Here is an 11,321-nt window from a genome sequence, read left to right on the forward strand (position 1 = left end):
ACCATCACCACGCCGCGATGATGTTGCCGCTGAACTTCTTCTCGATGAACTCCTTCACCTCCGGAGACTGATAGCTGTCCACCAGGGCCTTGACCCACTCCTGGCCCGCATTCTTGCGGGCGACACCGATCAGACAGACATAGTCGGACTGCTGGCTCTCGATCAGCAGCGCGTCCCGGTTGGGAACCAGCCCCGCGCTGAGCGCGAAGAACGAGGTGATGACGGAGAAGTCGACGTCGTCGAGCGAGCGCGGCAGTTGCGCCGTCTCCATCGCCAGGATCTTCACGCTCTTCGGATTATCGGTGATGTCGAGTTCGGTCGCGCTGAACGTACTGCCTGGCGCGAGCTTGATCACACCGCCCGCTTCCAGCAGCTTCAATGCGCGGCCCCCATTGGTCGGATCGTTCGGAATCGAGATCTTCGCGCCGACCGGCAGATCGGCCAGGGACTTGTGCTTGCGAGAATAGCCCGCCATCGGCAGCAGGATGGTGCGCCCCACCGATACGACGTCGAGCCGGCGGTCGCGGTTCTGCTGGTCCAGATACGGCGTGTGCTGAAACGCATTGGCTTCCAGTTCACCCGCGTCAGTGGCGACGTCGATCAGGGCGCCGTCGGAGAATTCGACCAGCTTGACGTTCAGGCCTTTGGCCTTCGCCACCGGCAGCAGCGCCTCGGCGATCTGCGCGTGAGGCCCGCTGGTGACGCCCAGGCGGATGGTTTGCGCGGCGGACGGCGCTGCCGCACCGATCACGGCGACCACCAGGGCACAGAATAGAGTCGATCGGCTCCACTTAATCCCCTCGAACTGTTTGGTGATAACCGATGCTCTCTTCATCGCCGCCCTCTTGACCGATCAGATAACAGCATTCGCGACTACCACGACAATGCTAGGGAGCGTGCACAGCTTTGGCAATCAGCACGGCGAGAAGGACCGTCCAAATTCAATGCGCATTGGGAAATGAGATTCGAAATTTCCGGCACTCTCGTTATTTGTTCGATCCGCCGGTAGATTCGCGCTCTACATGGCCTGCTATCAGCTTGATGATCGCAGCCGCGTCGTCGGACTGCCGCATGGCGGCCACGCCACAAATGGTCAAAGCCTGCGGAATGGTCATCCATCCGCACCTCAGCCAGCGACACAAACTAATCGTTTCACCATGCCGACGCAGAACGCACGATGCTATTTTCGCGAACGGCTCGACAGCCGGGTGGACCGCAATCATCATTTGCGCGATCGTCCAAACAGGAACAGACCGATGCCGAATTCAGTCAGAACGCTTCCCGTCCTCGACCTCGCCAGATTCGACAAGGAGCCGGCGCAACGCGACGCGTTCCTGCGCAATGTCCGCGATGCGGCGTTCGGCCCGGGCTTCTTCTATCTGGTCGGGCACGGCATCTCCGACCGGCTGATCCGCGACGTGTTGACCGCCTCGCGCAATTTCTTCTCGCTTCCCGAAGCCGACAAGCTGTCGATTGAAATGGTGAACTCGCCCCATTTCCGCGGCTACACCAGGGCCGGGCGGGAATTCACGCGGGGCGCAGCGGACTGGCGCGAACAGCTCGACGTCGGCGCCGAGCGCGAAGCGTTTCCGTTCAGCCGGGCGGCGCCGGCCTGGACACGTCTGCAAGGTCCGAACCAGTGGCCGAGCGCTCAGCCGGAACTCAAGCCTCTGCTGCTGCGCTATCAGCAGGAGGTCACCGCGCTGGCGATCAAGGTGCTGCGCGTGTTCGCCGCGGCGCTCGACCAGCCCGAGGATGTGTTCGAACCGATCTATGCGCCGTCGCCGCACCAGCTCATCAAGATCATCCGCTATCCCGGCCGCGCCGCGACCGAGAGTGATCAAGGCGTCGGCGCCCACAAGGACTCCGGGTTCGTCACCATTCTGCTGCAAGATTCGGTCGCTGGCCTGCAGGTCGAGACCGACGACGGCTGGATCGATGCGCCGCCGCTGCCAGGGTCTTTCGTGGTCAATATCGGCGAGATTCTCGAACTCGCCTCCAACGGAACGCTGCGCGCGAACGTCCATCGCGTGGTGTCGCCGCCGGCCGGGACCGACCGGCTGTCGGTCGCCTTCTTCCTCGGCGCCCGACTGGACGCCAGCGTGCCAGTTCTGCAGCTGCCGCCCACTCTCGCGCCGCATGCCAGGGGCATCACGCAGGATCCAAAGAATCCGCTGTTCCGCGAGGTCGGCCGCAACTACCTGAAAGGCCGGCTGCGGTCACATCCGGACGTCGCCCGGCGCCACCATGCCGATCTGCTCGAGGATGCCGTCAACGAACCGGACCTCGCGTCCGCCTATTAGCGGGGCGGAGCCTGCAGATCAAAGCACCGAGAGGGCCTGTTCGAGATCGTCGATCAGGTCCTCGGCGTCCTCGATCCCAACCGACAGCCGGATCAAATTCGGCCGGATGCCGCGAGCCAGCCGATCGGCCTCCGGCAGCGACGCATGGCTCATACTCCAAGGCTGGCCGACGAGGCTCTCGACCGCACCGAGGCTTTCCGCCAGGGCAAATAGCCGGAAACGGCTGAGCACCGCCACGGTCCGCTGGTCGTCGGCGTCGAGATAGGCCGCGACCATTCCGCCGCCGCCGTCCATCTGCCTCGCCGCCAGTGCGTGCTGCGGATGGCTGGCGAGACCCGGATAGATCACCCCCTCCACCTTCGGATGCGATTCGAGCCAGCGCGCCACCGCCAGGGCGTTGGCGCTGTGCCGCTGCAGCCGCAACGGCAGAGTCTTGATGCCGCGCAGCGCCAGGAAACTCGAGAACGGATCGAGGATGCCGCCGGTGGCGTTCTGCAGGAACTGCAGCCTCCGAGTCAGCTCGGGGTCGCGCACGACAATGGCGCCGCCGACGATGTCGGAATGGCCGCCGATATATTTGGTGACCGAATGCACGACGATGTCGATGCCATGCTCCAGCGGTCGCTGCACCGCCGGCGAGGCGAAGGTGTTGTCGACGACAGTGAGCACCTTGTGCTCGCGTCCGATCGCTGCGATCGCCTCGAGATCGGACAGCCGCAGCGTCGGATTGCTCGGCGTCTCGATCCAGATGAAGGCGGTGTTCGGCTTGATCGCCGCGCGGAGCGCATCGAGATCAGCGGGATCGACATGGTCGATGGTGAGGCCGGCCGAATAGCTGCGCACGCGATGGAACAGCCGCCAGCTCCCGCCGTAGAGATCATCCGAGGCAACGATGTGGCTCCCCTGTGCGGCCAATTCGAGCAGCGCGGCTTCCGCCGCGAGCCCGGAGGCGAATGCGAAGCCGGCGGTGCCGCGCTCGGCATCGGCGATCGCCGCTTCGAACGCGGCCCGTGTCGGGTTCTGCGAGCGCGCGTATTCGTAGCCGCTGTGCACGCCTGGGGCCGATTGAACGAATGTGGAGGTGGCGTAGATCGGCGTCGTCACCGCGCCTGTCGACGGGTCGGGATGCTGCCCGCCGTGCACGGCCCGGGTGTTGGCGCCTCGCGTCCGGACGTTGGTCGACTTATCCATTTCAGTGAACCTTGCTGCGGAGGTGGTTGATCAAGTCGATCCTGGTAATCAGACCGAGAAAACGAACGCCGTCGACGACCACGACGACATGGCCCCGGTTGAAAACCGGCATCAGGCTTTCGAACGGCGCCGAGGCCTGCACGGTTTCGACGCGCTTGCTCATCGCCAGGTGCACCGGCTCGGCGAACTTCGCCGGATTGCCGATCGTCGCCATCAGCAGATCGGATTCGTCGATGATTCCGACCACCTGATCGTCGACCAGCACCGGGAGTTGCGAGATTTCGTAGAGCTTCATCCGCGAATAGGCGAAGTTCAACGTGTCGTCGGGGCCGACCGTGATCGAGGCCCCCTCGTCGTGGCGGCGCACGATCAGATCGCGTAGGTCGCCGTCGTGGCGGCGTTCGATGAAACCTTGGTCCGCCATCCAGGTGTCGTTGAACATCTTCGACAGATATTTGTTGCCACCGTCGGGCAGCAGCGTGACGACACGCTTGGGACGATCCTGCTCGCGACAGTAGCGTAGCGCCGCCGCGAGTAGCGTTCCGGACGACGAGCCGGCCAGGATTCCTTCGCGACCGAGCAGTTCGCGAGCGGCATGAAATGATTCCGCATCGGTGACGGTGTAGCCGCGCGTGATCAGCCGCAAATCCGCATTGTCCGGCACGAAATCCTCGCCGATGCCTTCGACCAGCCAGCTTCCGACTTCGCCAGGCTTCCGGCCTTCGGCAACGTCGACCAGCACCGAACCTTTCGGATCGGCGAGAATGATTTCGGTCGACGGAGACGCCCGCGCGAAGAACCTGCCGATTCCGGTCAGTGTGCCGCCGGAGCCGATGCCGCAAACCACGGCGTCGACCCGCCTGTCCATCTGCTCCCAGATTTCCGGTGCGGTACCGGATTCATGCGCCAGCGGATTGGCCGGGTTGGAGAACTGATTGACGAACACCGCGCCGGGCGTCGTCGCGGTGATCGTCTGAGCGAGATCCTGATAGTAGGCCGGATGTCCCTTGCCTACATCGGACCGGGTCATCACCACCTCGGCGCCCATCGCCCGCAGATGCAGCACCTTCTCCCGGCTCATCTTGTCCGGGATCACCAGAACCAGCCGATAGCCTTTGAGGGCTGCGATCAGTGCGAGTCCAAGGCCGGTGTTGCCGGCGGTAGCCTCGACCAAGGTCCCGCCGGGGCGCAATTCGCCGCTGCGCTCCAACGCTTCGATCATCGCCAGCGCCGGACGGTCCTTGATCGATCCGCCCGGGTTCTGACCTTCCAGCTTCGCGAACAGGCGGCACGGACCGGTGTCCAGCCGTGTGAGCTGAACCAGAGGGGTGTTACCGATGAGGTCGATCACTCCTTTCGGCACGCGATCCGTCCGTCTTGCGAATTCTGCCAAGCTCACGATCCGTCCCTCGATCTTTCGCGCCAGCTGGTCGTCACGTCACGACCGACGAAGCGCAACCTGATCCTTCGCCCGAAGCGCCGTCAATACACCCGGCTGAGTTCAGCAAAACGCCGCCTCGCCCTGGACAATCGCAGTACAGTTGTTTCAACGACAGACCGCCGAGAGAAACTCGCTTCTCAATCGGCGCGCGGCCGGAATGTGACGATCACATCCACTCACAGGCATGACAGAGTCGCTGCCGCGATCCCGCCGTCACTACCTGTGCCATCCCAGTCGTGCGCGTGCCGGCTCATTCTACGAGTAGCATCGCTCTCCATGATCAGACCGGATCGCAGAACGCATCGCCCGACGACCTGCCGACAATGAAAGCCAATCCTCCTGCAGATGCGCTACAGATCGGACATTCGCGGCGCGAATGATTAGTCCGGATCCGGTTCAGAGATTGCGCGGTGCTTATGGATTCGCCGAACCTTCCACCTCCGCCGATCAAGGTGGCGATCGCGACCGGTAACGGCGTCACCGTGACCGAACATTTCGGCTACGCCACCCAGTTTCAGATCTGGAATTTCTCCGACGCCCCACCCCGCCTGCTCGAAACGCGGACCAACCAGCCCGCCTGCGGCCCCGGCCGCCGCGAGGCACGGCGCGAACCGATGGACGTTTCGGTCGAGCTGGTCGCCGATTGCAAGGCCGTCATCGTCGCCCGGATCGGCGAATGCGGCATCGACCGGCTGACGGCGCTCGGCATACTGGCGTTCGAAACCGAGGATGCGGTCGACACCGCGGTGCGCGAGCTTGCGGACAGTGGCCTGCTGCATCGGAGCGCCGTGTCATGACCGAGGGCAGCGGCGGCCTGTTACAAGCGGCCGAACCGCTGCCCTATCCCGTGCCGGGCTTTCATCCTCGCGAACCGCAGCGATCGGCACACTTGGTGGCGCAGGTCGCGCGACTGCATCTGCCGGTCAGTCCGGCCTGCAATATCGACTGCGCGTTCTGCGGCCATGCGTTCGATCAGCCGGACCATCGCGCCAAGGACACCGCCGTGCGGCTGCTCGATCCGGCGCAGGCGGTCGAGCTGGTCGAGCGGGTGCGCGCCCGCTCGCCGGCGCTGACGGTAATCGGAATTGCCGGTCCCGGCGAGCCGCTGGCGACTCACCACGCGCTCGACACCGCTGCACGGGTGCACGAACGCTGGCCCGACCTCGCGATCTGCCTCTCGACTAATGGGCTTCTGCTGCCCGAACTGGCCGACCGGATCGCCGCGGCGGGCGTAACGACACTGACGGTCACGGTGAACGCGGTCGATCCCGCGATCCAGGCACGGATCACGCGGACTATTGTCCGGGACCACCGCAGACTGCACGGATACGCCGCCGCCGCGCGGCTGATCGACAACCAGATGGAAGGCATCGCGCGGGCTGCGACGCTCGGCATCGCCATCAAAGTCAACACCGTACTGATCCCGACCGTCAACGAGGACCACATCAGCGACATCGCCGAGCGCGTCGCGCAAGCCGGCGCTGACGTCATCAACATCATCCCGCTGCTGCCGCAGCACCGCTTCGCGCATCTGCCCGCGCCGGGATTGATGAAACGCTATGTCGCGCGCGCCGATGCGGAACGCCACCTGCGCGTCTCGAACCACTGCCAGCAGTGTTTCGCCGGCGCCTGCGGGGCAGCACCGGGCGGTGACGCCAACGCGTCGCTCTGCGACGTCGACCTTCGCACCAAACAGACCTATTCGCACGGCTGAGACGCCCCCCACGCGTTCCCGCAGCGTTGTGGTAAACCGAGGACCACCACATATGGCTATTCTGTTGTTCGAAGACGGACATCAAGCGACCGGCGAGGACATCGCGCGGCTGGCACAAACCCATCGAATCGTCGTCGAACATCATCCGGTTCCGGAACAGCTTGCGCCACTGCTGAATCGGCCGCTGCTTGATGCCTCAGCGGAGACGGAGGTACTTGCTGCGGTTCCGCCGCGTCCAGCGTTTCCGGCACGCGATCTGATCGCGCTTCATCCCGATCGCTCAGACTACGAACAATTGGCGACCAAATTCGAGAGTTGGCACCGGCACGGCGGTGACGAAATCCGTCATATCCTCGACGGCGCCGGCATCTTCGGTATCGTCGTCGACGGCCGGCGCGCCGACCTCCATGTCGGCCCCGGCGACTTTGTCGTGGTGCCGGCCGGGCTGGAGCACAATTTCCGGCTGACCAGCGCCAGGCGGATCAAGGCGGTGCGCTATCTCAGCGACTCGGTCGGCTGGGCCGCGGAGTTCACCGGACGCGCGGCGTAGTACCCCACGCGTCAGGTGATCTGCACACCATGTGGCGCCGAGCTTGGCCCGGCGACGCCGCACTACGCGTGAGTTCGAAAATGATCACCTCATCAACCGCATCGCAAGGAGTGAGACATTCTCCGCAGGACACCTTGCAGGGAAGGTGATTTCAAACTGTTTGCAAGCCGTTGTGTTTGATCCCGCGGCACCGTTAGATCGCGGGCACCACCCCGCTGCACCCATGCACGTCGCATCTGCGTGGCAGGTCACGCGGCCTTGATGTCAACCGATCCCAGGTAATCGACCGACATGTCCCGACCGCTGGATGCCATCGACCGCAAGATCCTGCAGGTGATGCAGGAAAATGCGTCCCTCTCGGTCGCGGAGATTGCCAGCCGCATCAGTCTGTCGTCGACGCCGTGTTGGAAACGGATGCAGCGGCTGGAGATGGACGGTGTCATCACTGGCCGCGTCGCACTGGTCGATCAGGCCAAGATCGGCCTCGGCCTGTCCGTGTTCGTGTTTGTCGAAAGCGGCGACCATTCCAAGAGCTGGCAGGCGCGCTTTTCGCAGAGTCTCAGCGCCATGCCGGAGGTCGTGGAGATCTACCGGATGGCCGGCGACGTCGACTACGTGCTTCGTGTGGTCGCGGCCGATATTAAGAGTTTCGATAGTTTCTACCGAAAACTGATCACCACGGCCTCACTCAAGAACGTCACCTCTCGGTTCGCGATGGAAAAGATCAAGTCCGTCACCGCGCTTCCGGTCCCGATGCCCGAATAATCGCGCGCGGCAATTTCCACCCTTCGCTCAAACGAAGGCGCCGCTGCGGGCCCCGCCATGGCTGCGGAAGCATACACAGCGTCGGCAGATAGTGGCCGGGCCCGTTCGATGAGACGGAGGGAAAACGCTTCCCCCTATGGGTGGTGAATTCAAGAGTAACTTCAGTCCAAACGTGTCTTCATCCGCGTAACGAGCAGGTCGGCGACCATTCGGCATGACGGCGACATGTTGCGAGACGCGAGCCGCACCAGCGTCACCTGGGTCGCTTCCAGCCGATTATCCCGCAGCGGCACGGCCACCAGCCGGCCGGCCTCGATAGCCGGCATCGCGGTGTCGCGTGGCAGGAACGTCGCCAGGTCGGTGCGCGAGGCCATCATCTGCGCGAACGCCAGCGAATTGGTCTCGCTGCAGACCTCGAGCCGAACCTTGGCGTTGGCGCAGGCGCGGTCGATCTCCTGCCGAATTCCGAACGACGGATCGGGCATCACCGTCCGAAGACCGGCGAGCTCCTTCACCGTGCAGCTCCGTCGGTCTGCCAGCGGGTGGCGCGGCGACACGATCAAGCACAGCGACTGCCGCATTCGTGCCAGCTCGATCAGGTCGCGACGCGGTGCCCGGCCGAACACCAGACCGAGATCGACCTCGTTCCGCCCCACTATCTCGGCGACCGTACGCGAACCGATCACGGTGATGGACACCGAGATCCCCGGGTAGTCGTGCGACAGCCCGATCAGAAAATTCGACAGAAAGTTGGAGAGCATGCCCTCCACGGTCGCGAACTTGATCTGGCCGCGGCGCATCGTCTCGAATTCCTGCACCTTGGCGCGGATGCTGTCGAGCTGGCTGCGGTTGTCGACTGCATAGCGATACAGCAGACGCCCGGCATCGGTGAGCACCATGCCGCGGACACCGCGGTCGAACAGCTTGACCGACAGTTCCTCCTCGATCGCCTGAATCTGGCGGCTGATCGCGCTCGGCGCGATCCGCAGCGCTACGGCGGCCTGCTTGATCGAGCCGGCTTCTGTCACCTCGCGGAAATAGCGGATCGCGGCGGATTCGATCATCGGCAGGTCCTCCGGCCGACACTGCCCAGAACCGCGGCAGCGCCCGACCATCGTTCGAATTATTCGATCCGACACCTCGAATTTCAATGCTTTTATTCGAATACATCGTTTGGCAGGATCATCCCCGTCCAAGCGCCAAGGAGAAACAACAACATGCATCACTCGTGGATTGCTCGCTGCGTTCGCCTCCTCTGCGTCCCGCTCGGTGGGCTCGCGCTCGGATACGCCGGTCATGCCAGCCCCGCCTCGGCGGACGACGTCATCAAGATCGGCGCGCCGCTGCCGATCACCGGACCGCTGGCGCCGGAAGCCGTGAAGCAGCAGCAAGGCTACAATCTGTGGGCCGAGCAGGCCAACAAGGCCGGCGGCATCTCGGTCGGCGGCAAGAATTACAAGGTCGAAATCGTCTACACCGACTACCAGTCGAACACGCCCCGCGCCGTCCAGGCGACCGAGCAGCTGATCACGCAGAGCAACGTCAACTTCATGTTCGCGCCGTTCGGCTCGGGCGCCGCCAAGGCGGCGAGCACCGTGTCGGAGAAATACAAGGTGCCGACACTGGCCGCGACCGCATCGTCGGTCCAGGTCTACGACCAGAACTACAAATACCTGTTCGGCACCTTCACCCCGAACGACACCCTGACCACCCCGCTGACCAAGATGGTCAAGGAGAAGGTCCCGGAGGTGAAGAAGATCGCGATCCTCGCCCGCAACGACCTGTTCCCGCTGGCGATCGCGCAGGAGATGGAGAAGTCGGCCAAGACCGGTGGCTTCGAGGTGGTGTACTTCGAGAAATACGCGATCGGCACCCTCGACCATTCCGCCGCGCTGTCGGCGATCAAGGCGCTGTCGCCGGAATGGATCTTCGTCACCGGCTATACCAACGACCTGCTGCAGATCCGCAAGCAGATGGCCGACCAGCAGATGAAGGCCAAGGTGGTGTCGATGATCGCCGGCCCGGCCTATCAGGAATTCATCGATGCGCTCGGCAAGGGCGCCGAGAACGTCTCGAGCGCCGCCTGGTGGCATCCGGCCGAACAATACGACGGCAAGGACATCTTCGGTTCGACGGCGAACTTCGTGAAGCTGTTCAAGGCGAAATACAACGCCGAGCCGGACTACGCCCATGCCTCGGCGGCGCTGTGCGGAGCGCTGTTCCAGATCGCGATCGAAAAGGCCGGCTCGCTCGACCGCGACAAGGTGCGCGACGCGCTGGCCTCGCTCGATGTCGTCACCTTCTTCGGCCCGGTGAGGTTCGGCGCCAACGGCCAGATCAACTCGCTCGATCCGCCGGTCTTCCAGATCCAGAGCGGCAAGCCGGTGGTGCTGTTCCCGCAGGCGATCAAGCAGGGCGACCTCAAGATCGGCGTCGAGTAAGTCGCTCGGGATCCGTACTCTCCAAATCCCTCGACCTCCGTCATTGCGAGGAGCGCAGCGACGAAGCAATCCAGCTCCGTGCACTACGCTCTAGATTACTTCGCTGCGCTCGCAATGAGGGGGCAAATGCCTCGTTAAACCAACCGACCCGGCGCCCTTGTGCCGTTTCTTCCAAGCGACCGCCCCTGGCCTCCAACCAAGCAAAACCGCACTCATGCAAGCCATCCAGATCCTGATCAACGCGCTGGTGCTCGGCAGCCTGTACGGCTGCATCGCGATCGGGTTCTCGCTGGTCTGGGGCGTGCTCAACGTCATCAACCTGATCCACGGCTCGTTCATCGTGCTCGGCGCCTATCTGGCGTTCGGACTGTACCAGAGCCTGCATCTGTCACCGTGGTACGCGATCGTGATCGCCGCGCCGCTGTTCTTCGCGCTCGGCTATGTCGTGCAGCGGCTGATCCTGAACCGGGTGATCACCGCCCCGGTACTGGTGACGCTGACGCTGACCTTCGGGCTCGACCTGATCCTCAACAACGCGATGCTGTATTTCTTCACCGCCGACTATCGCAAGCTGACGCTGACGCCACCGCTCGGCTCGGTGTCGCTGGGAGGCGCGGTGGTGCCGGTCGACCGCCTGATCGCCACTGCAACCGCGCTGCTGCTGACCGGCCTGTTGTATCTGCTTTTACGGCGGTCGCGGGTCGGCCGCGCCATCGTCGCGGTGCGGCTCGATCGCGACGCCGCCGTGCTGATGGGGGTCGACGTCAAATCGATCTACGCCGTCGCCTTCGGCCTCGGCGCCGCGCTCGCTGGCTGTGCCGGCGTGCTGATGGCCCTGATCTTCCCGATCTCGCCGCTGACCTCGTCGACCTACCTCGGCAAGGCGTTCGTGGTTTGCGTCCTCGGCGGTCTCGGC

The 11,321-nt window shown here is 63.9% G+C and carries 12 protein-coding genes; 7 read left to right on the plus strand and 5 right to left on the minus strand.

Annotated features, from left to right (window positions below):
- Positions 1-4 precede the first annotated feature (4 nt).
- Both DY468_RS17905 and DY468_RS24940 read right to left on the minus strand, forming a co-directional pair.
- Entirely contained in the window at positions 5-835 is an 831-nt protein-coding gene (locus tag DY468_RS17905) for a MetQ/NlpA family ABC transporter substrate-binding protein (RefSeq protein ID WP_164606146.1), read from the minus strand.
- A 151-nt stretch (positions 836-986) separates the two neighbouring features.
- Positions 987-1,115, minus strand: coding sequence for a hypothetical protein (locus DY468_RS24940; protein ID WP_283808787.1), 129 nt, complete (start codon positions 1,113-1,115; stop codon positions 987-989).
- A 141-nt stretch (positions 1,116-1,256) separates the two neighbouring features.
- Between DY468_RS24940 and DY468_RS17910 the strand changes: the two genes are divergently transcribed.
- Entirely contained in the window at positions 1,257-2,303 is a 1,047-nt protein-coding gene (locus tag DY468_RS17910; RefSeq protein ID WP_164606147.1) for an isopenicillin N synthase family dioxygenase, read from the plus strand.
- An 18-nt stretch (positions 2,304-2,321) separates the two neighbouring features.
- On the opposite strand, the gene DY468_RS17915 is transcribed toward DY468_RS17910, so the two are convergent.
- A complete protein-coding gene (locus DY468_RS17915; RefSeq protein ID WP_164606148.1) occupies positions 2,322-3,494 on the minus strand; it encodes a trans-sulfuration enzyme family protein in 1,173 nt (390 codons plus the stop codon).
- Position 3,495: 1 nt separating this feature from the next.
- Complete coding sequence (locus DY468_RS17920; RefSeq protein WP_502706235.1) at positions 3,496-4,857, minus strand: pyridoxal-phosphate dependent enzyme; 1,362 nt, start codon at positions 4,855-4,857, stop codon at positions 3,496-3,498.
- A gap of 494 nt (positions 4,858-5,351) precedes the next feature.
- Here DY468_RS17920 and DY468_RS17925 point away from each other — a divergent pair, with 494 nt between their 5' ends.
- The 4 genes from DY468_RS17925 to DY468_RS17940 all read left to right on the plus strand — a co-directional run bounded on the left by DY468_RS17925 (position 5,352) and on the right by DY468_RS17940 (position 7,964).
- A complete protein-coding gene (locus DY468_RS17925) occupies positions 5,352-5,732 on the plus strand; it encodes a NifB/NifX family molybdenum-iron cluster-binding protein (RefSeq protein WP_164606158.1) in 381 nt (126 codons plus the stop codon).
- Entirely contained in the window at positions 5,729-6,649 is a 921-nt protein-coding gene (locus DY468_RS17930) for a radical SAM protein (RefSeq protein ID WP_164606150.1), read from the plus strand. The genes DY468_RS17925 and DY468_RS17930 overlap by 4 nt, the downstream gene beginning before the upstream one ends.
- A 52-nt stretch (positions 6,650-6,701) precedes the next feature.
- Positions 6,702-7,199, plus strand: coding sequence for a cupin domain-containing protein (locus tag DY468_RS17935; RefSeq protein WP_164606151.1), 498 nt, complete (start codon positions 6,702-6,704; stop codon positions 7,197-7,199).
- A gap of 291 nt (positions 7,200-7,490) precedes the next feature.
- On the plus strand, positions 7,491-7,964 hold the full coding sequence (locus DY468_RS17940) for an Lrp/AsnC family transcriptional regulator (protein WP_164606152.1): 474 nt from the start codon (positions 7,491-7,493) through the stop codon (positions 7,962-7,964).
- Positions 7,965-8,125: 161 nt separating this feature from the next.
- Here DY468_RS17940 and DY468_RS17945 read toward each other — a convergent pair whose 3' ends face one another.
- Positions 8,126-9,355, minus strand: coding sequence for a LysR family transcriptional regulator (locus DY468_RS17945; protein WP_246701023.1), 1,230 nt, complete (start codon positions 9,353-9,355; stop codon positions 8,126-8,128).
- Here DY468_RS17945 and DY468_RS17950 point away from each other — a divergent pair.
- Together DY468_RS17950 and DY468_RS17955 are read left to right on the plus strand one after the other, a co-directional pair.
- A complete protein-coding gene (locus tag DY468_RS17950) occupies positions 9,341-10,405 on the plus strand; it encodes an amino acid ABC transporter substrate-binding protein (RefSeq protein WP_230762009.1) in 1,065 nt (354 codons plus the stop codon). The genes DY468_RS17945 and DY468_RS17950 overlap by 15 nt on opposite strands.
- Before the next feature lie 214 nt (positions 10,406-10,619).
- Positions 10,620-11,321 (plus strand): branched-chain amino acid ABC transporter permease (locus DY468_RS17955; RefSeq protein WP_164606155.1); only part of this gene is annotated, 702 nt, incomplete at its 3' end.

It is taken from the genome of Rhodopseudomonas sp. BR0M22 (assembly GCF_010907035.1).
Taxonomy (GTDB): domain Bacteria; phylum Pseudomonadota; class Alphaproteobacteria; order Rhizobiales; family Xanthobacteraceae; genus Rhodopseudomonas.

Coding starts and splice junctions, on each gene's coding strand:
- DY468_RS17910 (WP_164606147.1), top strand. CDS start 1,257: ATGCCGAATTCAGTCAGAACGCTTCCCGTCCTCGACCTCGCCAGATTC.
- DY468_RS24940 (WP_283808787.1), bottom strand. CDS start 1,115: ATGACCATTCCGCAGGCTTTGACCATTTGTGGCGTGGCCGCCATGCGG.
- DY468_RS17940 (WP_164606152.1), top strand. CDS start 7,491: ATGTCCCGACCGCTGGATGCCATCGACCGCAAGATCCTGCAGGTGATG.
- DY468_RS17915 (WP_164606148.1), bottom strand. CDS start 3,494: ATGGATAAGTCGACCAACGTCCGGACGCGAGGCGCCAACACCCGGGCC.
- DY468_RS17930 (WP_164606150.1), top strand. CDS start 5,729: ATGACCGAGGGCAGCGGCGGCCTGTTACAAGCGGCCGAACCGCTGCCC.
- DY468_RS17925 (WP_164606158.1), top strand. CDS start 5,352: ATGGATTCGCCGAACCTTCCACCTCCGCCGATCAAGGTGGCGATCGCG.
- DY468_RS17905 (WP_164606146.1), bottom strand. CDS start 835: ATGAAGAGAGCATCGGTTATCACCAAACAGTTCGAGGGGATTAAGTGG.
- DY468_RS17935 (WP_164606151.1), top strand. CDS start 6,702: ATGGCTATTCTGTTGTTCGAAGACGGACATCAAGCGACCGGCGAGGAC.